Genomic DNA, 25257 nt, shown 5'->3' on the forward strand with positions numbered 1-25257 from the left:
GAATAAAGAAATCCAACCTGCCGATCTTGTCCCGCAAGAACCAGGCGGCGGGCCGGCACAGGGCCAGATGCACTGGCGTTCGCTGGCTGCGGCCATCGCCACCATCAGCGCGGTCGGGGCAGCGATCGGCCTGGGCATTCCGCTGTTGAGCGTTCTCCTGGAAAGCCGCGGTCACTCCGCAAGCCTGATCGGTGCCAATACCGCCGTTGCGGGGCTGGCTTCCATCGTTGCGGCTCCGCTTGCCGCGCCCATCGCCGCACGGCTGGGCGTGGTCAAGGCAATTTTTCTCATGCTCCTGATCGGAAGTGTCGCCTTTCTCGGCTTTCACTTCTTTCAACCGCTCTGGGCATGGTTTGCGCTGCGCATCGTCCTGCATTTCGCGCTGACAGTGCTTTTCGTTCTGTCCGAATACTGGATCAATGCCTCTGCGCCGCCTGAAAAACGCGGCCTGGTGCTTGGTATCTACTCGACATCCCTATCGTTGGGTTTTGCCCTCGGCCCCTGGCTGTTTTCGAAGATCGGAAGCACCGGCGGACTGCCTTTCTATGTAGGCTTCGCAATCATCATGGTTGCCCTCATACCCGTGACAATCGCATGGCGTGACAGTCCCGACTTCGAGGAGGGCGAACACGTCCCATTCCTGCCCTTTATCTTCGCCGTCCCAACCGCAACCATGGCCGTCTTCGTTTTCGGCGCCGTCGAAACCGGCGGTTTTGCCCTCTTTCCGGTCTTCGGTGCGCGTATCGGTTATCCTGAAGCCGATGCGGCCCTGCTGCTGACGATGATCGGGCTTGGCAATGTGCTGATGCAGATTCCGCTTGGTATTGTCAGCGATCGTATTTCGGATCGCCGCAAGCTTCTGCTTTTCTGCGCCACCACAGGCCTGATCGGCATGATCGCCCTGCCTTATCTCATGCAGCACTGGTATCTCATGGCGGCTATCCTGTTCCTGTGGGGCGGCGTCGTGGCAGGCCTCTACACGATCGGCCTTGCACATCTGGGTTCGGAACTGACGGGGCGCGAACTGGCATCAGCCAATGCCGCCTTCGTGTTCTGCTATGCCATCGGCATGCTGGCCGGACCGCAGGCGGTCGGCGTCGGCATGGACATGATGGGGCCAAAGGGATTCCCGATGACGCTTGGGGCATTTTTTGCGGCATATGCACTCTTTGCAGCAGGAAGGCTGCTTTTGCGGAAGAAGCGGGCTTGACTTTTCGCTGCCAATACGTAGTGTCGCGCCAAATTTCCGCTGCCGGATGAGATTGCCGGAATCGCTGGAGGTTTCCATCCATTGAGCATGATCCCGAAGATTGGGAACCGATTTTCGGTAAGGTCATGCTCCGGCAAAGATACAGAGCAGGTAATTCGATATGGCCAAGGCTACGACGATCAAGATCAAGCTTTTGTCGACCGCTGACACCGGCTTCTTCTACGTAACGAAGAAGAACAGCCGCACGATGACGGAAAAGATGACAAAGACCAAGTACGACCCGATTGCGCGCAAGCACGTCGAGTTCAAGGAAACGAAGATCAAGTAATTCGTTTCCGGTCGTCATCGACAAGACGATCGAAATCAAAGCCGTCTCGAAAGAGACGGCTTTTTGCTTTCTATGCATCATCCCTGCGGTCAGGCGGCAGATGAGACGATGCGGTTGCGGCCAGCTTTCTTGGCCTGATGCAGTGCGCTATCCATTCTCGCGAAAAGAGCATCGGCGCTGTCTCCGGCGAGCCGCAGCCCGGCGATCCCCATGCTCATGGTCAGAGCGACCTTGTGCCTGCCGTTGGCGATCGAAAAAGGGACATCCGACACGGCAGCCCGGATGCGCTCGGCAACAGCCCGCGCAACGTCCAGATCGCTGTCCGGAAGGACGACGACGAATTCCCCTCCCCCATGACGGCAGATGAGGTCCATCCCGCGAATGTTCCGGCGCAGGCGTGTCGCAAATTCGCGCAGCACCTCGTCACCTGCATCGTGCCCGTATTGATCGTTGATCCGCTTGAAGTGGTCGAAATCGAGCATGATGACGGACAAAGGCCGTCCACGCCCCACGGCCCGTTCCAGAAGCACGGCTATGTGGGTATCGAGATAGCGGCGGTTATGCAGTCCCGTGAGACTGTCCGTCACGGTCATGGTGATTGTGCGGTTCAGGCTCTGCCGCAGCAGATCATTATAGCACTTCCGCTTGATCTGGGTGCGCAGACGCGCAAAAAGCTCCAGCTTCTCAAGCGGGCGCATCAGATAATCATTCACGCCAAGCTCAAGCGCGCGCACCACCAGCCCCCCCTCATCCTCTCGCACGACGAGGATGATCGGCACCAGCCGCGTGCGTTCGATCGTACGCAGCTGCGAACAAAGACGAAGCGGATCATAATAGGTAAAATTGGCTGATACGACGATGCTGTCATAATCCGTCTCAATCGCCCGGATCAAGGCCGTATTGGCGTCACTGGCCACATCGACGCGATAGGTCTCTCCCAGAACAAGGCGCAGGCGTGCTGCCGCCAGTTCATCCTCATCGACAATCAGAATGCGGGCGACCTCATCCTCATTGGCATAAGTCCCGCCCATCTTGCTCGCCAGCAGCGTTTCCACCTCCGTATCGGCAACGGTGCCGGTTCGCTGAAAAAGCTCGTCAGACACCAGTTTCAGCCGTGCGAGGCTCTTCACACGCGACATAAGCTGAAGATCACTGACGGGCTTCGACAGGAAATCGTCGGCCCCGGCTTCCAGGCCGCAAATCTTGTCCTGCGGAGCATCAAGCGAAGTAACCATCACAACCGGAATATTGGACGTCCGTGGGTCATCCTTCAACCGGCGGCACACTTCAAAACCGTCCATGTCCGGCATCAATATATCGAGGAGCACGACGTCAATCTGCCCCCCCAGACATATCTCTATCGCGTCGCGGCCATTATAGGCCGTAACGACCTCATAATATTCCGAGAGCAGCCTTGCCTCGAGGAGCTTTACATTGGAATCCACATCGTCAACGACGAGAATTCGTGCAGTCATGATGCTCCTCGTTCCAATTTCCGCTTAAGCGTCGCCCAGATAGGATTTGATTGTCTCTATGAAACGCGGCACCGATATCGGCTTGGAAATATAGGCTTCACAGCCCCCCTGCCGAATACGTTCCTCGTCACCCTTCATGGCAAATGCCGTCACGGCGATTACCGGAATGTGCCTTAACCCATCGTCGTCCTTCAGCCATTTCGTGACTTCCAGCCCCGACACTTCGGGCAGCTGAATGTCCATCAGAATGAGGTCGGGCCGATGTTCACGCGCAAGGTCCAGCGCCTCAAGCCCATTTCTCGTCCGGATGGTCTCATATCCGCTGGCTTCGATAAGATCGCGAAACAGCTTCATATTGAGCTCGTTGTCTTCGACGATCATCACGCTTTTCGGCATCGAAAATTCCTTGCTCTTCCCACCCGCAGCAACCCGGCATTCACGCAATTTTTCTGTTCGCCAGAAAGTCCCCATTTTTTAGACTGCGCGCAGTTTAACCTCATTTCATTGATGAAAGGCAAATAATTCCGTTGTTCCCCGGCAGGGCGACAGTTACACATTCGGTGAAGCAATGAAAAGGCGGAGAAACCACATGAAAACGCTGATGAGCCAGGCGGATGCGGAAGCGATCGCTATCGAGGCGTTGGGGTGGCTGGCGCAGGATAAGGATCTTTTGCCTCGCTTTCTCGCTTTGACGGGCATAGAGGCTGCGTCGATCCGACAGGCCGCGCGTGAACCCGGCTTTCTCGCCGGCGTCCTGCAATTTTTCCTGGCCCATGAACCGACATTGCTGCGCTACTGCGAGGATGCGGGCCGTGATCCGTTCACAATCGAGAAAGCTCTGGCGTATCTGCCGGGCGGGCTGAACCAGCACCTTTAATTCGATATCTGGACCGATGATGGTAAAAAGCCCGGCGTGCCGGGCTTTCTGTTGACTATTCAGCAGCTGGACTTGCCGTTGCGGCCGCCGCTTCATTTGAAACGGACAACACGTTCAGCTCATGCTGCTTGCCGTCGCGCGCCGTCCAGGACATCGACTGGCCGGGCGCAAGGCCGATCAGCGCCGTACCGATAGGCGTCAGAATTGAAATCTTGCCCAGCGCAATATCCGCCTCGCCCGGATATACAAGCGTCACCCGTCGCTCCTGCCCGTCATTGGAGCGAAACTCCACGGTCGAGCCCATGTGAATGACGTTCTGCGGCAAGCGCTTTGCAGGAACGACTTTTGCGCGGTCGAGTTCAACCATCAATTCCTCGGCGATCTCTTCGAGACGTTCCGAAACATTGGTGGCCAGTCCCATCAGGCGTTCATAGTCGATTTCGCTGACAACGATATTGGGCTTCTTGCGATTCTTTCCGCTCATGGCGTGTGCTCACTGCTGTTAAAAGAAATAAGTCTCCGTGCGGTCTGGCACGAAGCTGCTCAGATTGATTTTGGTGAAAGCGCTTGTTTGAAATCCGCTGTTGGACAAGCGGCGTACCGTCCCCCGGAGTTCCCCTGCGCCAGGCAGAACTCGAGGGTAGCTATCCCGTGATCGGATGGACCCGATGAAGTATGGACGCGAAACGGTTGTTCATAATGCTAAACTTGGTGATATTCCCGGTAATGTCAAGTGTAAGACCAACCAGCATTCCATATCCCGGTGGCGCTTCATCCTTTCAATGCTATAAAAGGATGTTCCTTTTATGTTCATCAGACGGTTCGTCCTCATGGCTGACACCACTGCGCCCTACAGTCCTGAAAAAGGTGTATGCCGCGACTGCCTTTCGCCGCAGAAATCCGACACTGTCAGGCGCTGCCATGCGTGCGGCAGTCCTCGCCTTCTTCGCCACAAAGAGCTTTACAGGCTGTCGCTCGCCCATATCGATTGCGATGCTTTTTACGCTTCCGTAGAAAAACGCGACAATCCCGAACTGCGGGACAAGCCGCTCATCATCGGCGGCGGAAAGCGCGGCGTTGTATCGACCGCCTGCTATCTTGCGCGCATTCACGGCGTGCGGTCTGCAATGCCCATGTTCAAAGCGCTTGAAGCCTGTCCTGACGCTGTCGTCATCAAGCCGAATATGGAAAAATATGTTCGCGTCGGTCGGGAAATACGGCAGATGATGCGCGATCTGACGCCGCTCGTCGAGCCGCTGTCCATCGATGAAGCTTTTCTGGATCTAAGCGGCACAGACCGCCTGCACAAGGCGCCTCCTGCCATCGTCCTCGCCCGCTTCGCCAAGCGCGTCGAGGATGAAATCGGCATCTCGGCTTCCATAGGGCTCTCCTATTGCAAATTTCTAGCCAAAGTTGCATCGGATATCGAAAAACCGCGCGGGTTTTCCGTCATTGGCGAAGCGGAGGCACTGACCTTTCTGCGAAACCGCCCCGTAAGCACGATCTGGGGGGTGGGAAAAGCCTTTGCAGCCAGGCTGGAGAGCGACGGCATTCGTTCTATCGGCCAGTTGCAGACGATGGACGAATCCGCGCTGATGAAGGCCTATGGCACGATGGGGCAGCGTCTCTACCGCCTGTCCCGAGGACAGGACAGCCGCAAGGTCGAGCCGGACCACGACATGAAAAGCGTCTCGGCAGAGACAACCTTCAATCATGACCTGTCGGAGGCGGATGATCTCATTCCGATTCTTCGCGCGCTGGCTGAAAAGGTCTCGCGACGACTGAAAGCGGGAGAAATCGCCGGACGCACAGTCGTCCTGAAGCTTAAAACACATGATTTCAAATCGCGAACGCGCAATCGTCAGCTTTCGGACCCGACCCAGCTTGCCGACAGAATCTTTCGCCACGGCTTGCAGCTGCTTGAAAAGGAACTGGATGGAACCCGGTTTCGGTTGCTTGGAATTGGAGTTAGCGAACTTTCTTCAGGTGATCGGGCTGATCAGCCCGACCTCGTGGATACGCAAGCGACAAAACGCGCCGTCGCCGAAAATGCCATCGACCGGCTCCGAAACAAGTTTGGATCAAGCGTGGTCGAAACGGGCTATACTTTCTCCAAAGGCCACCTCGCACGCCCTCAAATGCCGCCGGACCGGGATGACCAGCCTTGAATCTGGAAGATATGAATAAACCTCTGTAGAAATTTTCTACATTTGCCTCTAACAGCTTGACGAGTCCGGTCTGTATCAATATTGGAACGACCCAAGGCGCTGCCAACTGATTTGGCAAGGGCTTTACGGAAGGCCTCGTGGCGGAGTGGTTACGCAGAGGACTGCAAATCCTTGCACCCCGGTTCGATTCCGGGCGAGGCCTCCAAATTTTCCTCCCTGATAACAATAGCTTGCAGACCCTCGCGATAGGTTACACGTGGCGTTTCCTGATACGTCTCGCTGCAAACTGATTTCAATCATTTGCAACTGGTCGCAGCAACGTCGGACGCCCGCTTTTCTCCAGAACTGGCATAGCTTGCAACGAAACAGTTCCACATTGTTATCGGTACAAACAAGCGCAACAACCTATCAGATCATTTGAATAAGTACGTGTACGCCGGCGGCCAGCACAAAGGCTGCTGCGAATCCGGATTCGAGACGAAAATACCAAGGCATTGCTCAGTCTCCGCTTATGGTTAACAGATAGCTAACCAACGCGTGACGAACGATTTGGTTCGAAATCTATCAGCCGGAATCGAATCCGTCTGGAGCACTTGCAATGGCGTGACAAACATATGGGCCGCCGCTCCATCGCTTCACTTTTGAAGCTCAGCCACAATATTGGGCAGGAAGGCGTTCAAATCACCGACACCGACCATCACTTTACACAGAGCTATGCTCCGTGGACATCGGACACAAACTATATTGGAAGAAAGCAAACTTCAGAAAATGAAGTGGCTCCCCGGGCCGGATTCGAACCAGCGACCAACCGGTTAACAGCCGGTTGCTCTACCGCTGAGCTACCGGGGAACAGGTGCTCGCTGCGTCAGCGAGGTGGCGTATAGCAAAAGGATTTCCCGTTTGCAAAGGGCTAAATCCATTTTTTTTCATCTTTTTGCATTATGCCCTCGAAACCCTATATTCTCTGGGAGGTTTTCCTCCTGTGAAATGTAACATATCAGCCTGAGAGTTGCCCCTTTGAGCGATCAATATACCGAAACACCCCGAAAAAAAGGCATCCTGATTCTCGGTCGGCGAATCCCGATGCCGCAATCGGTCATGATGCGTCGCATGTTGGGCGGCGGCCTGGTTGTCGGTGGCTCGCTGGGCTTTCTTCCGATTCTCGGTTTCTGGATGCTTCCACTCGGTTTCATTGTTCTGTCTCACGATTCGCATCGCGTTCGCCGCTGGCGTCGCAGGAGCGAAATTCACATCTGGCGGAAATGGCTTAAGCGTGGTTCGACATCAGACAGTGACTGAAAGCCGCGTGATTATGATGGGCGCCCACTGCGGCGGCGAATCTCTTTCGGTGTAAGGCCCCGATATTTTCTAAATGCCGTTGTAAGATGGCTCTGGCTTGAAAAGCCCAACCGGGCAGCAATTTCCCCGATTGGTATCTGCGTATCGCGCAGGCACGCTTCCGCCTCATCCAAACGGAGTTTGATGACATATTGATGCGGGGTCAGCCCAAAGCTCGCTTTAAAGCAGGTCGTGAAATGTCCCGATGAAATGCCGAGCAAGGCAGCCATGTCCGGCACGGATATCTGCCCCTGGAAATTCTCTTTCAGGTAAGCTTCAATTTGTCGACTGGCCTGGCTGCTTAGTCCTTCTTCGGCGTTTGCCCGCGCGCGCAGATCATCGCCGCCGCGTGCAAGTCGAAGCACAAGGGCCTGATAAAGCGCAGCCAGATAAACATCGTCGGCATGCGCCTCTTCCCGAAATTCGCTCCAGATCAACTGGCCGATTTGCAGACAATGCCTGCAAACGAAACTTGCCAAATTCGCAGATGGGCCAGCATTTCCCGTCAACACGCTATAGAAATCATGTCGATCAAGGTCGTGTTCTCCCATATGAACAATCAAAATATCGACCGGCTCCGGCCAGTTTATGGATAAATCCGTCAGTTTCGACGCGAGAAATACTGTGCCAGCCGGGCAGTCATAGCCCGCAATATCGTCCGAAAAGGATGACCGCCCTAGATTGTATACCTTCTTCAAAAGTATGATCGCGACATAATCCTTGGACGCGTAACCTGTCCACCCGATCTCAGTTATCCCTCCTCCCTGTTGCAGCCCGGAGCGGGCGGCCAAACTGAAACTATTGGTCGGGCTCAATCGATAACGGCCTGCGAAACTTATATCATTCAATAGAATTGCGCTCATTTTCACTCCGTCCATCACAGCTGGCGATCGCGTCAGAAAAGGGTGCGAAAAGGTAGCGCCCCACACCCAAATTCCCCTTATGGTTGTATATATGAACGTGAATCAACCGAACGCAAGATTGCATAGCTTTTATACAATTGCAATTTTTACGTGTATATATACACACCAACAAACTGCGTGGCCGGCGACATTTGCAAATGACTTGCAATAGCGCTTGTACTGCTCCCGCTTTTCAACTATGCAATTGCGAATTATTAGCAACAAGGAGTTGGGTATGCTGCTGCGTCATCTTCTGCATGTCACGAATGCGGGCCTGCTGTGTGGTTCGCTTTTATGGGCAATGACGGGAACCGCCCTCGCGGAGAAGTTCAAGGCCGTCACGACATTCACCGTTATCGCCGATATTGCGCAGAATGTTGCAGGCGATGCGGCGACCGTTGAGTCGATCACGAAACCGGGTGCCGAAATTCATAATTATCAGCCAACGCCAGGAGACCTGATCAAGGCGCAGGATGCGAAACTGGTTCTCTGGAATGGTCTTGGACTGGAACTCTGGTTTGAAAAATTCTTTTCGCGCCTCAAGAATGTCCCGAGTGCTGTGGTTTCCAACGGCGTTGAACCGATCGATATCAGCGAGGGCCCCTATAGCGGCAAGCCCAATCCACATGCCTGGATGTCCCCAGACGCGGCGCTGATCTATGTCGATAATATTCGCGATGCCTTTGTCAAAAACGACCCGGAAAATGCCGAGATCTACAAGGCCAATGCCGAGGCATACAAGGCCAGGATCGAGGCGGCGATCGAACCTATTCGAACCGCGTTGGCGGCGATTCCGGAAGACCGACGCTGGCTCGTTTCAAGTGAAGGCGCGTTTTCATATCTCGCACGCGACTTCGGTTTGCGGGAACTTTATCTCTGGCCGATCAATGCGGACCAGCAGGGCACCCCTCAACAGGTGCGTAAAGTGATTGATGCCGTGCGTAAGAACGGTATTACGGCCGTTTTCTCCGAAAGCACGATCTCCCCTGCCCCAGCCCAGCAGGTAGCCCGAGAAACCGGCGCAAAATATGGCGGGGTTCTCTACGTCGATTCGCTTTCCGAACCCGATGGTCCGGTGCCGACATATATCGATCTCCTCAAAGTCACCTCCGGCACGATCGCTGAAGGGCTCAAGCAATGAATGCCCCCGTGGACTTTCACGACAACATACATCTTACACCGGACAAGAGGGCGAGCGAAGGTATCCGCGTCGAGAACGCAACCGTTACCTATCGAAACGGCCACACGGCTTTGCATCATGCAAATTTTGCCCTCCCGACCGGAACGATCACGGCACTTGTCGGCGTCAACGGGTCCGGCAAGTCGACGCTGTTCAAGGCAATTATGGGATTCGTGAAACTCGCCAAGGGCGAAATATCCATCCTTGGTATGCCGGTCGAAACCGCATTGAAGAACAATCTCGTAGCTTATGTGCCGCAAAGCGAGGATGTGGATTGGAATTTCCCCGTTCTCGTCGAAGATGTTGTCATGATGGGCCGCTACGGCCACATGGGCATGATGCGTATTCCGCGCCGCGCCGACAAGGACGCCGTAGACAAAGCGCTTGCCCGTGTGAATATGCTCGAGTTTCGCCACCGTCAGATCGGTGAACTTTCGGGAGGGCAGAAGAAACGGGTATTTCTCGCCCGAGCGCTCGCACAGGATGGCCGCGTCATTCTTCTTGACGAGCCCTTCACCGGCGTAGATGTAAAAACCGAGGAAGCAATCATCATTCTCCTTCGAAGCTTGCGCGATGAGGGGCGCGTCATGCTGGTTTCCACACACAATCTCGGCAGCGTCCCGGAGTTTTGCGACCGAACGGTGCTGTTGAAACGAACGGTGCTGGGATATGGGCTGACCGCCGAAGTCTTCACCCAGGCAAATCTTGAAAGAACTTTTGGCGGCGCGCTGCGTCATCTTGCGCTTGGCGAGGCTGACGGTTCGGGACGGGCTGCGGTCAGCGTCATAACGGACGACGAACGGCCATTCGTCGTTTATGAGAACGGCAACTCCCCGGCCAGAAAAGGGAGCCAACGACAATGACGGTACTGCTTGAGCCGTTCAGCTATAATTACATGCTGAATGCGATGTGGGTTTCGGCATTGGTCGGCGGTGTCTGCGCCTTCCTGTCGGCATATCTCATGCTGAAAGGCTGGTCGCTCATCGGCGACGCGCTTTCCCATTCCATCGTACCGGGCGTGGCGGGTGCTTATATGCTAGGCCTGCCCTTTTCCATCGGTGCATTCTTTTCAGGCGGGCTCGCGGCCGCAGCGATGCTCTTTTTCAACCAGCGCACGAAATTGAAGGAAGATGCGATCATAGGCCTGATCTTCTCGTCGTTCTTCGGACTTGGCCTGTTTATGATCTCGCTCAGGCCGACGGCGGTGAGCATTCAAACCATTGTTCTGGGAAATATTCTCGCCATCACGCCGGGAGATACCTTACAGCTGTTGATTATTGGCGTCGTATCCCTGTCACTGCTTCTCTTGAAGTGGAAAGACCTGATGGTCGTGTTTTTCGATGAAAACCACGCGCGTTCGATCGGTCTCAAGCCCAACCGGCTGAAGATCATGTTCTTCACGCTCTTGTCGGCATCGACTGTCGCCGCCATGCAAACCGTCGGGGCATTTCTGGTCATCTGTATGGTGGTGACGCCCGGCGCAACCGCCTATCTGCTAACCGACCGCTTTGCGCGGCTGCTCTGGATTGCCGTGGCCATCGGCTCCATCACAAGCTTCACCGGCGCCTATATAAGCTATTTTCTTGACGGCGCGACCGGAGGCATCATCGTCGTGCTCCAGACACTGGTTTTCCTGGGTGTATTTTTGCTTGCTCCAAAACATGGCATGCTGGCCGCACGCCGCAAAGCGGCTTTAGCTCTCACGGAGACGCCGCAATGAGTCTTTTTGAAATGCTGGCGTCGCCCTTTCAATTCGAATTCATGCGATATGCACTGGCCATTTCCGTGCTTATCGCGGTTCCGACGGCATTGCTATCGTGTTTTCTGGTGCTCAAAGGCTGGTCACTGATGGGCGATGCGATCAGCCATGCCGTTCTTCCCGGCGTGGTTGTCGCTTATATCATAGGGATACCTTTCGGCATCGGAGCCTTCGTTGCAGGCATGGCCTGCGCTCTTGCGACCGGCTATCTCACCGAAAACAGCCGCATCAAGCAGGATACGGTGATGGGCATCGTCTTTTCCGGCATGTTCGGGCTCGGCCTCGTTCTCTATGTCGCCATCCGCTCCACAGTGCATCTCGATCATATCCTGTTCGGAGACATGCTCGGCATAACAGTATCTGATCTGATCGAGACGGCCATTATCGCTGCGTTGACCGCCGGTATTCTGATCGTCAAGTGGCGCGACTTCATGCTGCACGCTTTCGACCCTGCACAGGCGAGAGCGGTCGGCCTGCCGGTTCGTCTGCTGCACTATGGCCTGCTTTGTCTGATATCGCTCACAATCGTGGGGGTCTTGAAAGCCGTCGGCATCATTCTGGCCATAGCCATGCTGATCGCGCCGGGCGTTATTGCTTTTTTGCTTACGCGCAAGTTCGGCACCATGATGCTGCTTGCGGTGGCAATCGCCGTGACGGCATCCTTCTTGGGCGTTTATCTGTCATTCTTCATCGATAGCGCCCCTGCGCCAACCATCGTTCTGTTGATGACAGTGATGTTCCTCATCGCCTTTATCAACGCCTCGCGGTGCAACGCACGGTTGGAAGAACCTTTGGAGGACGTCTGACCTCACCCAATGACACGCCACGCTTCCATGCTCCCCTCTGGAGCCGCCCGTGTTGCCGTGGACAGCTTTGCGAAGCTGTCCACGTTACCCAATCGATTGGAAAACCCAATTAATTCATAAAATTATTAGAGAGGGCGCGGATACTGCCGATAGACCTTCTCAATATCAGCCAGAACATCGTCCGTAAGCTTGACCTGATGCGCCGCAATATCGACCTTCAATTGATCCACGGATGTCGCGCCGATGATAGCCGAAGTCATGAACGGACGTGTCAACGCAAAGGCAATCGCCATCTGGGCAATGTCCAGACCGTGCTTCTTCGCGACATCGATATAGGCGCGAATTGCGGGCTCCGCGTGAACATTGTTGCGCCAGATGCCGCCTTCCGAAATCGCCGCCCGAGACCCCGCGGGCAGCTTTCCGTCCAGATATTTCCCCGTCAGCACACCGGCTGCGAGCGTCGAATAGGCAAGCAGTCCAACATCTTCGCAGAGCGCCAGTTCCGCCATGTCGAAATCGAACTGGCGTTGCAGAAGACCATATTCGTTCTGGATCGAGGCGACCCGCGGCAGGCCATGCTGCTCGGCCAGACGAAGCCATTGCATGGTTCCCCAGGCCGTTTCATTCGAAAGCCCGATATGTCTGATCTTGCCGTCCCGAACCATATCCCCCAACCCCAGCAGAACGTCATGCATCTGTCGGGTTTCCGCCGGTCCTTCTGTCTTTGAGGGATCGAAACTCCAGCTTTGGCCGAAATGGTAATGGGCGCGCATCGGCCAATGGACCTGATAGAGATCGATATAGTCCGTCTGAAGCCGTTTCAGGCTATTTTCCACCGCCTCGCGAACGCTGGCACGGCTTGGTCTGGCGCCATCCCTGATCCACTTCTGTCTGCCGCCGCCGGCGATCTTGCTTGCCAGGATGATCTTGTCGCGTTTCCCGGACCTTCTGAGCCAGCTTCCGATGTAAGTCTCTGTCTTGCCGTAGCTTTCCGGGCTCATTGGAATGGCGTAGCCCTCAGCCGTATCGACGAAGTTGATACCTGCATCCAACGCGATGTCGAGCTGTTCGTGCGCGTCGGACTCGGTATTCTGCACGCCCCAGGTCATGGTGCCGAGGCAGATTTCAGTGACAGTAAGGCCGGTACGGCCTAGAGGCTTCATTTTCACGAGGATTTTCCGGATCAATTGTTCGCGATAGCGCGATAGGAGAATGGGGCCAATTGATAACCCTGCTTCCCTACGGCTGACAAGTCTGTCACGATTTTTTAGAACAACCGAGAGCATTTCCAGCAAAAGCGTGAAACGGTTTTGCGTAGAATAATGTGATAAAATAAATAGTTAGATTGATTCCGGCGATTCCATTTAAACCGGAACCGCTCTAAAGAAATCGTTCTGCCGAATAGGGCTTCGGATCGACAAAGGGCTCATCTCCGACGAGCATCTCGGCAAGCAGGCGCCCCGTCGCAGGCCCAAGCGTCAAGCCATGATGAGCATGGCCGAAATTGAACCATAGGCCTTTATGTTTCGGCGCAGCGCCAATGACCGGGCGCATATCCGGCAGGCAGGGACGCAGCCCAAGCCAGGGCGTCGTTTCAATCGCTTTTCCCAATTGAGGCACCAGCTTGCGCGCGATTTTCTCGTCTTTCGTGAGCTGAATACGATTGGCGGGTGCATCTGGCGAAGCGAATTCTATGCCCGTCGACAGCCGTACCCCCTGCACCATGGGGGCAAGAACATAACCGGCCTCTTCATCCACCACCGTATGACCGAGCCGTGAGCCGTCCTTCATCTCGAAATGAAGGTGATGGCCGCGCTTGATGCCAAGCGGGATTGGGTATCCGAATTTCCTGAAAACAAGGCCGGATTGCGGACCTAGCGCCACGACGATATCGCGCGCATGGACAATCCCCTCCTCCGTCGTCACCTGCCAGCCGCTTTCATTCGGAGTGAGGCTTGCAGCATCGCCGTGAACGAAGATGCCGCCGTTCCTGATAAACAAATCAGCGTAGGCTTTGACCAGCCCACCGGGATTCACAACGGTCTTGGGGTCGAGCCAGTGAATGCCGCCTGCCACATCGCCAAGCGACGTCTCACGCTGGCGCAAGGCTGCGGCATCCAGAATGTCATAGGACAATTGGAAACGCTGTAGATCTGGCAAGCGGCGAACCGCGGCATCGAATGCCGAAGATGACCGGAAGACTTCGATCCACCCTTGCGAGCGGATCAATCGTTCACTGCCGGATTGGACGACGAACGCATCATGCTCGCGGACGCTCGCTTCGATCAAAGGCAACATCGCATTCGTGGCAATTTTCAATCGTTCCGGCGATGATTCCCGCCAATATTGAAACAGCCATCGCGCCATTTTAGGGATATAAAACGGGCTATAGCGAACGTCTGAACGACGATTCATGCCGTAGCGCAAGAGCGTCCACAGTCCTTGCGGGAAGGAATAGGGAATGACGCTTGATCGCTCGATCAGACCAGCATTGCCGAAACTGGTGCCATTGCCGGGCTCATTCCTGTCCATGAGGCAGACCGAGCGGCCGCGCGCCTGGAGATGCAGTGCGGTCGATACACCGACAATACCCGCACCCAGAACGATGACATCTTGTTGCTGAACCGGCATTTCGGGCATCCACAAAAGCAGAGAAATAAACGCGCCGATTGCAGCCAGCGCGTTATGGCTTACAGCAAAGAGCCGTATCTTTTACAAGCAATCAATAGATGTCGAAGTCGAAATATTTCTTCACGATCGTGGCATAGGTCCCGTCGTCGCGAATTTTCTTGATTGCCGCGTTGAATTGTTCGCGCAGATCGTCATCACCCTGACGCAGCGCAATCCCCGTATCGGTCCGGGTGCCGGGAATATCACCGATAAGCTTGCAGCAATCCGCGCCGTCGCCCTTGATCCAGTCAGAGATCGGGAATTTGTCGGAAACGACAGCGTCAAGCCGCCCATTTTTCAGGTCTGCATTGGCTTCATCGGCGGTCGGATAGAGCTTAACATCAGCACCCGCCTTGCCATAGACATCCTCCGCATAATTACCCTGCGTCGTTGATCCTTGAGCGCCAACCGATTTTCCCTTGAAAGCTTCGGCATCGAGGGATGTGATCGGACTGTCTTTCGGCACGGCAACGGAAAGCGGCGTGGAATAATATTTGTCGGTGAAGGCAACTTCCTTCTTGCGCTCTTCCGTGATGCTCATGGATGCGATCACTGCATCGAACTTGTTCGACTTGAGGCCCGGAATCATTCCGTCCCAATCGTTGGCGACGATCGTGCATTTGGCTTCCATCGCCTTGCAGAGGGCATTGGCGATATCGACATCAAGCCCCTGCAACGAGCCATCCGCCGCCACGAAATTGAAAGGCGGATAAGCACCTTCGGTTGCGATGCGGATTTCCTTCCATTCCCTGGCCTGCGCCGGCATGGCCGCGATTACGGATGCAAGGCTGGCAAATAGGATCGCTTTCAACATGGTTATTCCCCTTATTGCTTTGTTATCGTTGTCATTGGCAGGAAATTTCCCTGCGCATGGCAGCACCTCATCTTTATGCGCCTGCCATGACTGAAGCACCGGGCGCCCTTCACTGCAAGCAGGTTTTGCAGGCGCCCGGAGCATACTGCGCCACATCAATAGATGTCGAAATCGAAGTACTTCTTGCGGATCGTTTCGTAAGTGCCGTTGTCACGGATTTTCTTGATGGCAGCGTTGAACTGTTCACGCAGATCGTCGTCACCCTTGCGCAGGGCTACTGCGATCTTGGTTTCAGAGCCGGGAATATCGCCAAGGAACTTGCAGCACTCAGCGCCCTGCTTCTTCAGCCAGTCGGCGGCGAGAAACTTGTCGGCAGCAATCGCGTCCAGACGTCCGCTCTCAAGATCGGCATTGGCTTCATCGGCGGTCGGATAGAGCTTCACCTCGGCACCGGCCTTGCCGTAGACATCATCGGCATAGTTGCCCTGCGTGGTGCCGGCCTGCGCGCCGACCGTCTTGCCATCGAAGGCCGACGGATCGAGCGAGGTGATATCCGTGTCCTTCGGTACGACGACCGCAAGCGGGGTCGTGTAATAGCGATCGGTGAAAGCGACCTGCTTTTCGCGCTCCTCGGTGATCGCCATCGATGCAATGACCGCATCGAACTTGTTGGCCTGAAGGCCTGGAATCATACCGTCCCAATCATTGGCGACAATCGTGCACTTGGCTTCCATGGCTTCGCAAAGCGCGTTTGCAATATCGAGATCAAAACCTTCGAGCTTGCCGTCGGGAGACATATAGTTGAATGGAGGATAGGCGCCTTCGCTGGCGATGCGAATTTCCTTCCATTCCTTGGCCTGGACAGGCAAGGCGAGGAAGACAGAGGCCAGACCGGCCAGCAAAACGGATTTCAACATGACATTCCTACTTCTTCAAAGCGCATCCTGAAAATGTGAAGCGATTTTTCGGACGCGCGGATAGAGACATATCGAGCGGACGGATATCCACCCGCCAGTTTGGATCGGCAATGCGCTTAAATCCGATCCTGTTCAATTGCAACTTTGGTCGGACTGACTTGCCGGAAACCAAAATGCAGAAAAGGGCCTGTTGCGCGCAAACGCAACAGGCCCCACAGTCATGCGGCAGGCACTATCAAGCAACCATACGTGCGCAATGGTCTTCCTGTGCGTAGGCCTTGCCAAAGCGGTTCGCGAGGAACGCTTCCAGCGTGATGTCTTCCTGACGGATGAAGCCCTGCTGCGGCAGATCGCCCTTGGCAAGCATGTCGAGCACAGCGCAGATCGCGGAAGCCGTCGTGATCTGAATGCCCGAGCGAACGATCTTGCCAACTTGAGCGGCATAAACCTTGTTCGCATAGGTTTCCTGCACCAGACGGCCGTTCTTCGTGCCGGAAACGGTGACGAAGATCACAACCACGTCCTGAAGCGTTGTCGGAAGCGCGTTTTCGAAAATGTCTTTCAGCACTTCGCGGCGATGACGCAGGCCAAGATCGTTGAGGAGGGCCTTCATCAGCGCGACATGACCCGGATAGCGGATGGTGCGGTAGTTGAGCGTGCGTACCTTGCCTTCCAGCGTTTCGCAAAGCGTGCCGAGACCGCCGGAGGTGTTAAAGGCTTCGTAGGTCACGCCATCGAGCGAAAACTCTTCACGTTCCTCAAGTGCCGGAACCTCGGTCAGTTCGCCATTCACGATGGCTTCGCACGGCTCGATATACTCGTTGATGACGCCGTCGGTGCTCCAGGTCAGATTGTAGTTCAAGGCATTCGAGGGGTACTGCGGCAAGGCGCCCACGCGCATACGCACGCTGTCCAGCTTGTCGAAACGCTTCGCCAGATCATAGGCAACGATGGAGATGAAGCCCGGAGCAAGGCCGCACTGCGGAATGAAAGCCGTTTTGGCTTCCTTTGCCAGTTCCTTGACGCGGCGAGTGCTGGCGACGTCTTCGGTCAGGTCGAGATAGTGAACGCCTGCCTTGGCGGCAGCTTCGGCAATGCGGGTCGTCAGATGGAACGGAGCGGCGCTCAACACGGCAAACTTACCCGCAAGCGCGGCTTCCAGCGCCTTCGCATCTTCAATATCGAGTGCCTGTGTCTTGACCTCGGCACCCGATTCCAGCGCATCGAGCTGCGCCTGGGAGCGATCGACAACGGTGACGGCATATTCGCCCGTCGAAGCGAGAAGATCGGCAATGGTGGCGCCAATTTTGCCTGCGCCGACAACAACGATCTCTTTCATGTAATTTCCCCTTGGAATGCAATTCGGATATGCAAGAATCGCATAGTTCCATGCAAAAAGAAGCATACAAACCGACGATATGACGTTGTTTGTTTATGCATATTGACGTATTCAATATGCATTATGACGACAGAAGCCGATCTCACACTCATCGCCCTCCTTCGCGAAAATGCCCGCGCCTCGACCGCCGACCTTGCAAGGCGTCTCGGGGTGTCCCGAACGACTGTCCAAAGCCGCATTGAAAAGCTTGAAAAGCGCGGGGTTATCGAGGGTTACACAGTGCGAATCGCACCGGAATTCGAGCGCGATCTCGTTCGCGCCCATGTGTTGGTGACTGCCCTGCCCAAACTGGCCCCGAAGGTCGAAACGGCGCTGCGCGGCATGATGGCGGTTCGTTCACTTCATTCCGTCAGCGGGCATTTCGACATGATCGTCGTTGTGGAAGCGCCCTCCATACAGGAACTTGACGCTATTTTGGACCGCATCGGCGCGCTGGAAGGTGTTGAGCGCACAATGTCATCCATCATCCTATCGACACGGATCGATCGTTGATATGACCTTCACAACAGGAAGAGTGCAAGGCGATAAACGATAAAGGATGAAATATAGGCCAGCGCCAGCATATAGAAGAAGGTGAGCCACATCCATCGCGCGCCACCGGCTTCGCGTTTTATGACCGCGAGCGTCGACATGCACTGCGGCGCAAACACGTACCAGGCCAGAAACGACAGTGCCGTCGGAAGCGTCCAGTTGTGCGCCAAAGCCTGCCCGACCTGCAAGGCGGCATCGCCTCCTCCCTGAATGGAGTAAACCGTGCCCAGCGCCGCGACGACCACTTCGCGCGCCGCCATGCCAGGCACCAGCGCGACACTCATTTGCCAGCTGAAGCCGATGGGTGCCAGTAGCGGCTCCAGCAGCCGTCCCAAGGCGGCAGCGGAACTGTAGAAAATGGCCGGTTCGGTCGCATTTACGGGTGCTTCAGGAAAAGACGCCAGAAACCAGATCAAGATTGCCATGAAGAAGATCGTCGTACCGGCGCGATGGAGAAACATCTTGGCGCGCGTCATCAATTCGATCAGCACGCTGCGCAGCCTTGGCAATTTGTAGTCGGGCAATTCGAGCATGAAAGGCGGAGCAGCTTCGTGCCGCCAGAAGAATATCTTCGCGAGAAACGAAACAAGAAGCGCGCTGAGAATTCCGGTCGCATAAAGGCCGAACATGACCAGCCCTTGCAGGCTGAACAGACCCGCCACCCTCTTCGCCGGAATGAAAGCCGCGATAATAAGCGTATAGACGGGAATCCTCGCCGAGCACGTCATCAGCGGCGCAACCAGAATAGTCGTGAGGCGATCCCGCCTGTTATCGATGACGCGCGCGGCCATGATGCCGGGGATGGCGCAGGCAAAACTGGAAAGCAGCGGAATGAAGGCCCGCCCGTGAAGCCCCACGCCGCCCATCAGCCGGTCCATCAGAAACGCCGCCCGCGCCATATAGCCCAGATCCTCCAGCAGGAGAATGAAAAGGAACATGATCAATATCTGCGGCAGGAAAACGATCACGCTGCCGACACCGGCAATGACGCCGTCGACAAGAAAACTTTCGAGCAGCCCCGGCGGCAGATTGTGCTGGATAAGACCAGCCAGCGCATCGAAGCCGCTCGATATCAGATCCATGACAGGCTGGGCCCAGCTGAAGACGGCCTGAAACATGAAAAAGAGCAACAGGAGAAGAGCGGCAATTCCTGCGACCGGATGCAGTAAAACAGCGTCAATTCGATTGGTCATCGTGGACGGTCTGGCGGGGAAACGCACGGCCTGCGCTATCAATCCATCCGCTTGTCGTTGCATGGCGCGCAAATCCGAGGCTGAAGGTTCCCGCCACTTATTGTCACGCGCAGCAAGCCCCCCGTTTTCGGAAAGCTCATCAAGCATTGTCCATAAATCATGCATCTGCGAGCGCCGGACGGCACTGGTACAGACAACAGCTATACCGCCCAGCAAATCCGATAATTTGCCTGCATCGATTTCGATACCACGATGGCGCGCGATATCGATCATATTCAATATCAACGCCAGCGGTTGCCCGGTCTGCTGCAATTCGATGACGAGACGAAGCGCTGCGCGCAGATTGGTGGCATCCGCAATGACCAGAAACATGTCGCAGCGCGCATTCTCCCCCTTGCGGCCGAGGATAACATCGCGCGTGATTTCTTCATCGGGACTGCGGGCCCTGAGAGAATAGGTCCCGGGCAGATCCATAATTTCCAGCGAATGTCCGGCAGGTGTATGCGCAACGCCCGTCTTTCGTTCGACAGTCACCCCCGCATAGTTGCCGACTTTCTGGCGGCTACCCGTCAGTGCGTTGAACAGAGCTGTCTTGCCACAATTCGGCGCGCCAACCAGAGCGAGCCGTCGTATCTTCGGACGACTGGTATTGAGCATCATCGCGACTTTCGTGAACTAAAATGGCCATGGCCTCTTTTCGACGCAGCGCCACGGTCGCCCCGTTTATGCGCACCGCTATCGGGTCGCGGCGGATGGGTCCCTCGTGAAGGATGAAAACGTCCGCCCCCTCGATGAAACCCAACTCAAGCAAACGCCGTTCGATTTCCTCTGGCGGCAGACCAGACGAACCGGCATCGGACTCAATGTGGTGAATAAAGCCTCTGTAGCCGCGTGGAGCAGCACCCAACCGCACAAGCTTCGCTTCATCGACAGGCAAAATATTCCAACTCACGGAAAAAGAATCATTTCATATAGAGGCGCTATTAACTTAACTCAAACAATCAGCATTTAAAATGGCAACAATGCGGGAAGGCCTTGATGCCAGCCTTGTTCAGAAAATCGTTATAAAAATGCATTTTGCGTCTGCCCGTTAGCAATGGCGCAGCCGCCCAGCGATCCAAAACCAGTGCCTGCCTTTTCAGACAGGAACCGATCCGGGCGAAAATGCCCGGATCTGGCCTTCGTTTATTTCAAGCACGTTCCAACGCGATGGCAACCCCCTGCCCGACACCGATACACATCGTGGCAAGCGCATATTTGCCGCCATTGAGTGAAAGTTCGAGCGCGGCCGAGCCTGCAATGCGCGCACCCGACATGCCAAGCGGATGCCCGAGCGCAATCGCGCCGCCGTTCGGATTGACGCGCCTGTCATCGTCGGCAATTCCAAGATCGCGCAGCACCGCAAGCCCCTGCGATGCGAATGCTTCGTTCAGTTCGATCACATCGAAAGCATCCGTTGCGATGCCGGTGCGTGCAGAAAGTTTTTTGGTTGCAGGCGCCGGGCCAAAACCCATGATGCGTGGAGGAACGCCAGCCGTGGCACCGGCAACGATGCGGGCGATTGGCGAAAGACCGTATTTCTTGACGGCTGCTTCGGACGCAATGATAAGCGCTGCCGCACCGTCATTGACGCCGGACGCATTGCCCGCCGTCACGGTGCCGCCCGCGCGGAAGGGCGTAGCCAGCTTCGCCAGCGCTTCCAGGCTGGTAGCGCGCGGATGTTCATCCCTGTCCACGACGACCGGATCACCCTTGCGCTGTGGGATCACAACGGGGACAATTTCCTTTGCCAGACGTCCGTTCGCCTGCGCCGCGGCCGCCTTTTCCTGGCTTCGCAGAGCAAAAGCATCCTGATCCTGCCGCGAGATGTTGAAATCCTCGGCGACATTTTCCCCTGTCTCCGGCATGGAATCCACGCCATATTGCTTTTTCATGAGGGGATTGATGAAACGCCAGCCGATCGTCGTATCGAAGATTTCCGCCTTGCGGGAAAATGCGCTGTCAGCCTTCGGCATGACGAAGGGAGCGCGGCTCATGCTTTCCACACCGCCCGCTATGACGAGGTCCGCCTCACCCGCCTTGATGGCGCGAGCAGCGGTTATGACTGCATCCATACCCGAACCGCAGAGACGGTTGATCGTCGTTCCCGACACTCCAACCGGCAAACCGGCCAGGAGCAGCGACATGCGCGCAACGTTGCGGTTGTCCTCGCCAGCCTGATTGGCCGAACCGAAGATAACGTCGTCAACGGCTTCCCAGTCGACGGAACCGTTACGCTCCATGAGTGCTTTCAGCGGAACGGCGCCGAGATCATCCGCACGAACGGATGAAAGCGCGCCGCCATAGCGACCGATGGGGGTGCGGATGTAATCGCAGATATAGGCTTCATTCATGGCAGGGTCTCACAATTCAGGGACAATAAGATCAGCAACCGGGCCGTCAATGTGGAGCTTCGCGCCGGTCATGGCCTGAAGGTCTTCCAGCGTCATCGCGGCCAATTTTTCGCGCAAGACGAAGCGCCCCTTGTCGACGTCGATGACGGCATGGCTGGTGTAGATGCGGGTGATGCAGGCGACGCCGGTTAGCGGGAAAGTGCACTTTTCAACCAGTTTTGGCTCACCCTTCTTGGTCATGTGCTCCGTGATGACGACAACCTGCTTGGCGCCATGCACGAGGTCCATCGCGCCGCCGACCGCCGGCACGCCCTTGGCCCCCACCCGCCAGTTTGCGAGATCGCCATTCTGGGCGACCTGATAGGCGCCGAGGATCGCGACATCGAGATGCCCGCCACGGACCATTGCGAAGCTGTCGGCATGGTGGAAAAAGGCAGCGCCCGGCTTCAGCGTGACGGCCTTCTTGCCGGCATTGATCAGATCCCAGTCTTCCTCACCTTCGGGCGGCGCCTCGCCGAAATCCAGAATGCCATTCTCCGTATGGAAGATCGCTTCACGACCTTGCGGCTGGTAGCGAGCCACCATTTCGGGAAAGCCGATACCGAGATTAACATAGGCGCCGTCCTGAATATCCTGTGCGGCGCGCCATGCGATCTGGGCGTTGGACAGTTTGATGTCCTCATGAGTGTCGATCATCATGCGTAGGTCACTCCCGCCCGAATGAGCTCTTCTTCCTGCTGTGGATTTGCGACTTCAACGACACTGTCCACGAAGATGCCCGGTGTGATGACGTTTTCCGGCTCGATGCTGCCGAGCGGAACGATTTCAGATACCTGCACGATTGTTCTGGTCGCGGCCATGCACATGAGAGGATTGAAATTGCGCGCAGCCATGCGGTAGGTCAGATTGCCGTGGGCATCGCCAAGATGCGCCTTGATAAGCGCAAAATCCGCTTTGAGCCAGCGCTCCTGCACATAAGGCCGCCCATCGAACTCGGCTATGACCTTGCCTTCCGCAAGCTCGGTCCCGTAAGCCGTCGGTGTGTAGAAGGCCGGAATGCCTGCCCCCCCTGCCCGGATACGTTCAGCCAGCGTTCCCTGCGGCACGAGCTCAAGATCGATTTCACCGGCGAGATATTTGTCCGTAAAGGCGCGCGGATCGGAAGATCGCGGAAACGAGCAAATCATCTTGCGGACCATCCCGGCATCGATCATGGCCGCAATACCGATGCGCCCATTGCCTGCATTGTTGTTGATGACCGTCAGGTTCTTGGGCCCCTTGTCAATCAGGGCATGGATGAGTTCGATTGGCGCTCCAGAGCCGCCAAATCCACCGATCATAACGGTTGCACCATCCCCGATCCCGGCAACGGCCTCCGCCAGACTTGTAATTGTCTTGTCCATTTCACCTCCATACCGGAACGGGCAAGCATCTCGCTCCACGTTTCCGGTCTCAATCGCGCTGGAGTTAGCCATCACATCGGAAACGGGTCAAACAATTTGTGCGTTATTTGACATTTGTTCATATATCGCACAAACTGCCAGCTAGTATTGAGGGAACGGCATGCGTGAAACAGATTTCGTTGGAGGCTTTGCCAAGGGCCTCAAGGTCATCGAGACGTTCGGGGAAGACCAGCCGCGTCTTTCAATAGCCGATGTTTCAAAGATTACCGGCCTGGATCGCGCAACGGCGCGGCGCTGCCTGCTGACACTCGCAGAACTCGGATTCGCGGAATATGACGGCAAGTTTTTCATGCTTCTGCCGAAGATTCTTCGTCTCGGACATGCCTATCTCTCATCAACGCCACTGCCGACGATTATCCAGCCCCATCTGGATCGTCTGTCCAACACGGTTGGAGAAAGTGCGTCCGCATCGGTGCTCGACGGGACGGAGATTGTTTATATCGCTCGCGCCTCGCAGATGCGTGTGATGTCCATCAATCTGATGGCGGGAAGCAGGCTTCCAGCCTATTGCGCTTCAATGGGCCGGGTCCTTCTGGCGTCACTTCACGAATCCGAGGCACAAACCCTGCTCGGGCGCACCGAAAGGAAAAGCCTCACGCCATTCACGAAGACGGAAATCGGATCGCTGATGACCGAACTCGCCCTTATTCGCGATCAAGGCTATGCAATCAACGATCAGGAACTGGAGCTTGGATTACGCTCCATCGCTGTTCCTGTTTTCAATCACCGGGGCATTGTGGTGGCGGCCCTCAATATCGGAGCGCCGGTCGCCCATGTGGATGCCAGCAATCTGGTTGAACGTTTTCTGCCTGCGATGCTGAAGGTCCAGTCGGAATTGCGCAATCTGCTTCGATAGGCTGTCGTGGATGAATAGTCCAATTCAGCCTTGTGACGATGAAGCGTGATCCGCCAGATTTTCACGCTCCCTGAGACGAAACGCCCGTGGCGTTTCCCCCGTCTTCCGCAGGAAGAAACGTGAAAAATATGCAGGATCTGAAAACCCCAGCCTGTAGGCGATATGCTGCACCGACGATGGCATGGCAATCAGGTCGCGCCGGGCCGCTTCAATTACCCTGTTTGCAATCATATCCTGTGTCGTTCCCCCGGTCAGCTGCCTGACCGTCCGGTTAAGATGCGTCGGCGAAATCCCCAGCATCGCCGCATAAAACGAAACAGGCTTATGTTCCCGATAGTAGCGGTCAATCAGTTCCAACAATCGTTCAAGACGGGGATGACCGTATAGGGACCTCTCTTCCTGGATTGACGGTTCTGAAGACAATGCATGGCGTAAAACATGAATCAGCACGGTTTTAACCAGACAATCCAACAAGCTGTTTTTATATGGTTTTCTGGCCTGAAACTCGTCCTGTACCTGTCTTAGAAGAACAGCAAGCAGCGCCAGGTTGTCATCGCCCGCCCCCTTCATCGATATGAGCTGCGGCTGTCTCAACCACTGCGACATGACGCCCCCGACGCCATCTGCGATGAATGGAATATGAGGATTCAAGATCGTTACAATATGTCCGACTATGTCTCGGGAAAACGCAAACCCATGATTGAAGCCAGGCGGCACCAGTACTGCGCATGGCGTCTGGAAAGGGCGAATGGCGCCGTCGAAATTGACATGTCCCGCACCGCCTTCAATGTAAAGGAGTTGAAAGAAGCTTTCATGGCGATGCAGCGCAATCTCGAAATTATGCAGGCTTGAGCGCGCAAAAAGCGTCTCGCAATGCAACCAGAAATCCGGCTTTTGCTCTGTTTCTTCTCCGTACAACTCATAGGTTGGAATAAAATTTTCAGCCACATCCCCTCCATTCGTGTTCGATTTGTACAA

The 25257-nt window shown here is 55.7% G+C and carries 25 protein-coding genes, 2 tRNA genes and 1 pseudogene; 12 read left to right on the top strand and 16 right to left on the bottom strand.

The genetic code is table 11. From position 1 onward, the window contains the following. Positions 1 to 67 precede the first annotated feature (67 nt). Positions 68 to 1210: an MFS transporter gene (locus tag AVM02_RS09525; RefSeq protein WP_411506779.1), complete on the top strand. Its 1143-nt coding sequence runs from the start codon at positions 68 to 70 to the stop codon at positions 1208 to 1210. Positions 1211 to 1370: 160 nt separating this feature from the next. After that, positions 1371 to 1538 (top strand): 50S ribosomal protein L33, encoded by a 168-nt coding sequence (gene rpmG / locus AVM02_RS09530; protein ID WP_002966024.1) that lies wholly within the window; start codon positions 1371 to 1373, stop codon positions 1536 to 1538. An 89-nt stretch (positions 1539 to 1627) separates the two neighbouring features. Here rpmG and AVM02_RS09535 read toward each other — a convergent pair whose 3' ends face one another. Both AVM02_RS09535 and AVM02_RS09540 read right to left on the bottom strand, forming a co-directional pair. Beyond that, positions 1628 to 3013: a PleD family two-component system response regulator gene (locus AVM02_RS09535; protein ID WP_411506725.1), complete on the bottom strand. Its 1386-nt coding sequence runs from the start codon at positions 3011 to 3013 to the stop codon at positions 1628 to 1630. Between the two features lie 24 nt (positions 3014 to 3037). Further along, entirely contained in the window at positions 3038 to 3409 is a 372-nt protein-coding gene (locus tag AVM02_RS09540) for a response regulator (RefSeq protein ID WP_411506726.1), read from the bottom strand. 193 nt (positions 3410 to 3602) lie between these two features. On the opposite strand from AVM02_RS09540, the gene AVM02_RS09545 reads away from it, so the two are divergent. After that, entirely contained in the window at positions 3603 to 3890 is a 288-nt protein-coding gene (locus AVM02_RS09545) for a DUF3572 domain-containing protein (protein WP_411506727.1), read from the top strand. Positions 3891 to 3945: 55 nt separating this feature from the next. Here AVM02_RS09545 and rnk read toward each other — a convergent pair whose 3' ends face one another. Next, positions 3946 to 4374, bottom strand: a complete 429-nt coding sequence (gene rnk, locus AVM02_RS09550; protein WP_411506728.1) for a nucleoside diphosphate kinase regulator — start codon at positions 4372 to 4374, stop codon at positions 3946 to 3948. Between the two features lie 346 nt (positions 4375 to 4720). Here rnk and AVM02_RS09555 point away from each other — a divergent pair, with 346 nt between their 5' ends. Together AVM02_RS09555 and AVM02_RS09560 are read left to right on the top strand one after the other, a co-directional pair. Further along, on the top strand, positions 4721 to 6058 hold the full coding sequence (locus AVM02_RS09555) for a DNA polymerase IV (protein ID WP_411506729.1): 1338 nt from the start codon (positions 4721 to 4723) through the stop codon (positions 6056 to 6058). A gap of 131 nt (positions 6059 to 6189) precedes the next feature. Beyond that, positions 6190 to 6263: transfer RNA gene (locus tag AVM02_RS09560), tRNA-Cys, on the top strand. Positions 6264 to 6832: 569 nt separating this feature from the next. Here AVM02_RS09560 and AVM02_RS09565 read toward each other — a convergent pair. Beyond that, positions 6833 to 6907 (bottom strand) — tRNA-Asn (locus AVM02_RS09565). 234 nt (positions 6908 to 7141) lie between these two features. Between AVM02_RS09565 and AVM02_RS09570 the strand changes: the two genes are divergently transcribed. Next, entirely contained in the window at positions 7142 to 7357 is a 216-nt protein-coding gene (locus AVM02_RS09570) for a hypothetical protein (protein ID WP_411506780.1), read from the top strand. A gap of 11 nt (positions 7358 to 7368) precedes the next feature. Here the strand turns inward: AVM02_RS09570 and AVM02_RS09575 are convergent, their stop codons facing one another. Beyond that, complete coding sequence (locus AVM02_RS09575) at positions 7369 to 8259, bottom strand: helix-turn-helix domain-containing protein (RefSeq protein WP_411506730.1); 891 nt, start codon at positions 8257 to 8259, stop codon at positions 7369 to 7371. Between the two features lie 274 nt (positions 8260 to 8533). Here AVM02_RS09575 and AVM02_RS09580 point away from each other — a divergent pair, with 274 nt between their 5' ends. The 4 genes from AVM02_RS09580 to AVM02_RS09595 are packed head-to-tail and all read left to right on the top strand — an operon-like array spanning position 8534 to position 12043. Continuing rightward, positions 8534 to 9439: a metal ABC transporter substrate-binding protein gene (locus AVM02_RS09580; RefSeq protein WP_411506731.1), complete on the top strand. Its 906-nt coding sequence runs from the start codon at positions 8534 to 8536 to the stop codon at positions 9437 to 9439. After that, positions 9436 to 10341: a manganese/iron ABC transporter ATP-binding protein gene (locus AVM02_RS09585; protein WP_411506732.1), complete on the top strand. Its 906-nt coding sequence runs from the start codon at positions 9436 to 9438 to the stop codon at positions 10339 to 10341. Before AVM02_RS09580 ends, AVM02_RS09585 begins: the two co-directional genes overlap by 4 nt. Next, a complete protein-coding gene (locus tag AVM02_RS09590) occupies positions 10338 to 11198 on the top strand; it encodes a metal ABC transporter permease (RefSeq protein ID WP_411506733.1) in 861 nt (286 codons plus the stop codon). The genes AVM02_RS09585 and AVM02_RS09590 overlap by 4 nt, the downstream gene beginning before the upstream one ends. Continuing rightward, positions 11195 to 12043 carry a metal ABC transporter permease gene (locus AVM02_RS09595; protein WP_411506734.1) on the top strand — a complete coding sequence of 283 codons (849 nt, stop codon included), beginning with the start codon at positions 11195 to 11197 and terminating at the stop codon, positions 12041 to 12043. Before AVM02_RS09590 ends, AVM02_RS09595 begins: the two co-directional genes overlap by 4 nt. Before the next feature lie 125 nt (positions 12044 to 12168). On the opposite strand, the gene AVM02_RS09600 is transcribed toward AVM02_RS09595, so the two are convergent. The 5 genes from AVM02_RS09600 to AVM02_RS09620 form a co-directional block, all read right to left on the bottom strand. Next, complete coding sequence (locus AVM02_RS09600) at positions 12169 to 13206, bottom strand: aldo/keto reductase (RefSeq protein ID WP_411506781.1); 1038 nt, start codon at positions 13204 to 13206, stop codon at positions 12169 to 12171. Positions 13207 to 13423: 217 nt separating this feature from the next. Then, positions 13424 to 14674: an NAD(P)/FAD-dependent oxidoreductase gene (locus AVM02_RS09605; protein ID WP_411506735.1), complete on the bottom strand. Its 1251-nt coding sequence runs from the start codon at positions 14672 to 14674 to the stop codon at positions 13424 to 13426. Between the two features lie 91 nt (positions 14675 to 14765). Then, positions 14766 to 15527: an ABC transporter substrate-binding protein gene (locus AVM02_RS09610; RefSeq protein ID WP_411506736.1), complete on the bottom strand. Its 762-nt coding sequence runs from the start codon at positions 15525 to 15527 to the stop codon at positions 14766 to 14768. Positions 15528 to 15682: 155 nt separating this feature from the next. After that, positions 15683 to 16444 (bottom strand): ABC transporter substrate-binding protein, encoded by a 762-nt coding sequence (locus tag AVM02_RS09615; protein WP_411506737.1) that lies wholly within the window; start codon positions 16442 to 16444, stop codon positions 15683 to 15685. A 235-nt stretch (positions 16445 to 16679) separates the two neighbouring features. Further along, the gene (locus AVM02_RS09620) at positions 16680 to 17783 is read right to left on the bottom strand and encodes a saccharopine dehydrogenase C-terminal domain-containing protein (RefSeq protein WP_411506738.1); all 1104 of its coding nucleotides are present in this window, start codon (positions 17781 to 17783) and stop codon (positions 16680 to 16682) included. Positions 17784 to 17906: 123 nt separating this feature from the next. Here AVM02_RS09620 and AVM02_RS09625 point away from each other — a divergent pair, with 123 nt between their 5' ends. After that, positions 17907 to 18335 (top strand): Lrp/AsnC family transcriptional regulator, encoded by a 429-nt coding sequence (locus tag AVM02_RS09625; protein WP_162997329.1) that lies wholly within the window; start codon positions 17907 to 17909, stop codon positions 18333 to 18335. An 8-nt stretch (positions 18336 to 18343) separates the two neighbouring features. Here AVM02_RS09625 and feoB read toward each other — a convergent pair whose 3' ends face one another. The 5 genes and pseudogenes from feoB to AVM02_RS09650 form a co-directional block, all read right to left on the bottom strand. Next, positions 18344 to 20224, bottom strand: a complete 1881-nt coding sequence (feoB, locus tag AVM02_RS09630; protein WP_411506782.1) for a ferrous iron transport protein B — start codon at positions 20222 to 20224, stop codon at positions 18344 to 18346. Between the two features lie 16 nt (positions 20225 to 20240). Continuing rightward, a pseudogene (locus tag AVM02_RS09635) lies at positions 20241 to 20507 on the bottom strand (FeoA family protein); the annotation flags it as partial. Between the two features lie 250 nt (positions 20508 to 20757). Continuing rightward, positions 20758 to 21960, bottom strand: a complete 1203-nt coding sequence (gene pcaF, locus AVM02_RS09640; RefSeq protein WP_411506739.1) for a 3-oxoadipyl-CoA thiolase — start codon at positions 21958 to 21960, stop codon at positions 20758 to 20760. A gap of 9 nt (positions 21961 to 21969) precedes the next feature. Further along, positions 21970 to 22659 (bottom strand): CoA transferase subunit B, encoded by a 690-nt coding sequence (locus AVM02_RS09645; RefSeq protein WP_411506740.1) that lies wholly within the window; start codon positions 22657 to 22659, stop codon positions 21970 to 21972. Further along, positions 22656 to 23363 carry a 3-oxoacid CoA-transferase subunit A gene (locus AVM02_RS09650; protein ID WP_411506741.1) on the bottom strand — a complete coding sequence of 236 codons (708 nt, stop codon included), beginning with the start codon at positions 23361 to 23363 and terminating at the stop codon, positions 22656 to 22658. Before AVM02_RS09650 ends, AVM02_RS09645 begins: the two co-directional genes overlap by 4 nt. Before the next feature lie 160 nt (positions 23364 to 23523). Between AVM02_RS09650 and AVM02_RS09655 the strand changes: the two genes are divergently transcribed. Continuing rightward, on the top strand, positions 23524 to 24279 hold the full coding sequence (locus AVM02_RS09655) for an IclR family transcriptional regulator (protein ID WP_411506742.1): 756 nt from the start codon (positions 23524 to 23526) through the stop codon (positions 24277 to 24279). Between the two features lie 24 nt (positions 24280 to 24303). Here the strand turns inward: AVM02_RS09655 and AVM02_RS09660 are convergent, their stop codons facing one another. Next, positions 24304 to 25227, bottom strand: coding sequence for a helix-turn-helix domain-containing protein (locus tag AVM02_RS09660; RefSeq protein WP_411506743.1), 924 nt, complete (start codon positions 25225 to 25227; stop codon positions 24304 to 24306). Positions 25228 to 25257 lie beyond the last annotated feature (30 nt).

The sequence above is a fragment of the Brucella anthropi genome, from assembly GCF_046630315.1.
GTDB classification, from domain to species: domain Bacteria; phylum Pseudomonadota; class Alphaproteobacteria; order Rhizobiales; family Rhizobiaceae; genus Brucella; species Brucella anthropi_A.

Coding starts and splice junctions, on each gene's coding strand:
- AVM02_RS09585 (WP_411506732.1), top strand. CDS start 9,436: ATGAATGCCCCCGTGGACTTTCACGACAACATACATCTTACACCGGAC.
- AVM02_RS09620 (WP_411506738.1), bottom strand. CDS start 17,783: ATGAAAGAGATCGTTGTTGTCGGCGCAGGCAAAATTGGCGCCACCATT.
- AVM02_RS09650 (WP_411506741.1), bottom strand. CDS start 23,363: ATGGACAAGACAATTACAAGTCTGGCGGAGGCCGTTGCCGGGATCGGG.
- rpmG (WP_002966024.1), top strand. CDS start 1,371: ATGGCCAAGGCTACGACGATCAAGATCAAGCTTTTGTCGACCGCTGAC.
- AVM02_RS09590 (WP_411506733.1), top strand. CDS start 10,338: ATGACGGTACTGCTTGAGCCGTTCAGCTATAATTACATGCTGAATGCG.
- AVM02_RS09645 (WP_411506740.1), bottom strand. CDS start 22,659: ATGATGATCGACACTCATGAGGACATCAAACTGTCCAACGCCCAGATC.
- rnk (WP_411506728.1), bottom strand. CDS start 4,374: ATGAGCGGAAAGAATCGCAAGAAGCCCAATATCGTTGTCAGCGAAATC.
- AVM02_RS09655 (WP_411506742.1), top strand. CDS start 23,524: ATGCGTGAAACAGATTTCGTTGGAGGCTTTGCCAAGGGCCTCAAGGTC.
- AVM02_RS09545 (WP_411506727.1), top strand. CDS start 3,603: ATGAAAACGCTGATGAGCCAGGCGGATGCGGAAGCGATCGCTATCGAG.
- AVM02_RS09625 (WP_162997329.1), top strand. CDS start 17,907: ATGACGACAGAAGCCGATCTCACACTCATCGCCCTCCTTCGCGAAAAT.
- AVM02_RS09595 (WP_411506734.1), top strand. CDS start 11,195: ATGAGTCTTTTTGAAATGCTGGCGTCGCCCTTTCAATTCGAATTCATG.
- AVM02_RS09580 (WP_411506731.1), top strand. CDS start 8,534: ATGCTGCTGCGTCATCTTCTGCATGTCACGAATGCGGGCCTGCTGTGT.
- pcaF (WP_411506739.1), bottom strand. CDS start 21,960: ATGAATGAAGCCTATATCTGCGATTACATCCGCACCCCCATCGGTCGC.
- feoB (WP_411506782.1), bottom strand. CDS start 20,224: ATGCTCAATACCAGTCGTCCGAAGATACGACGGCTCGCTCTGGTTGGC.
- AVM02_RS09600 (WP_411506781.1), bottom strand. CDS start 13,206: ATGAAGCCTCTAGGCCGTACCGGCCTTACTGTCACTGAAATCTGCCTC.
- AVM02_RS09525 (WP_411506779.1), top strand. CDS start 68: ATGCACTGGCGTTCGCTGGCTGCGGCCATCGCCACCATCAGCGCGGTC.
- AVM02_RS09615 (WP_411506737.1), bottom strand. CDS start 16,444: ATGTTGAAATCCGTTTTGCTGGCCGGTCTGGCCTCTGTCTTCCTCGCC.
- AVM02_RS09570 (WP_411506780.1), top strand. CDS start 7,142: ATGCCGCAATCGGTCATGATGCGTCGCATGTTGGGCGGCGGCCTGGTT.
- AVM02_RS09540 (WP_411506726.1), bottom strand. CDS start 3,409: ATGCCGAAAAGCGTGATGATCGTCGAAGACAACGAGCTCAATATGAAG.
- AVM02_RS09605 (WP_411506735.1), bottom strand. CDS start 14,674: ATGCCGGTTCAGCAACAAGATGTCATCGTTCTGGGTGCGGGTATTGTC.
- AVM02_RS09575 (WP_411506730.1), bottom strand. CDS start 8,259: ATGAGCGCAATTCTATTGAATGATATAAGTTTCGCAGGCCGTTATCGA.
- AVM02_RS09555 (WP_411506729.1), top strand. CDS start 4,721: ATGGCTGACACCACTGCGCCCTACAGTCCTGAAAAAGGTGTATGCCGC.
- AVM02_RS09610 (WP_411506736.1), bottom strand. CDS start 15,527: ATGTTGAAAGCGATCCTATTTGCCAGCCTTGCATCCGTAATCGCGGCC.
- AVM02_RS09535 (WP_411506725.1), bottom strand. CDS start 3,013: ATGACTGCACGAATTCTCGTCGTTGACGATGTGGATTCCAATGTAAAG.